Genomic DNA, 466 nt, shown 5'->3' on the forward strand with positions numbered 1-466 from the left:
GTACCAGTCGGCCGTGCGTCTCGCGGGCGGCCAGTACGTCGTCGGTACGCGCGGCGTGCTCGGTGGCGGCGGCCCGAAGCAGTTCCTGCGCGTGGGCCCCATCGCGCGGTTGCCGCTCCTCGGGCAGCTCGATGTGGTGCTCACGGCCCTCGGCGGGGGCGTGTCGCTCGACTTCCCCGCGCAGTCGGCCCACGAGTTCGGTGGCGGCGTCGGCGCGACCCTCCAACGTGCGCACGTGGTCCTCGGCCCGCCCCGCGGCGGCCAGGCGCGAGGGCCCGTCGGAGCCGTCGAACCCGTCGAGCAGCTCGGCGGCTTGGCGCCGCACCTTCGCGGTGAGCCGGTCCAGCGTGCTCTGCGCGGCGGACTCCTCGCTCTCCGCGCGGGCCTGTTCGGCACGCAGGTCGGCGCCGACCCCGACCTTCTCGTACAGCACGCGGGCGGTGCGATACGCCTCGCGCAGCGCGGG

General features: G+C 76.2%; 1 pseudogene. It reads right to left on the reverse strand.

Annotated elements, in window-relative coordinates:
• Window positions 1–466: pseudogene (locus GT354_RS50465) on the reverse strand (hypothetical protein); the annotation flags it as partial.

Source organism: Streptomyces sp. SID3343 (assembly GCF_009865215.1).
In the GTDB taxonomy this organism is placed as follows: Bacteria; Actinomycetota; Actinomycetes; order Streptomycetales; family Streptomycetaceae; genus Embleya.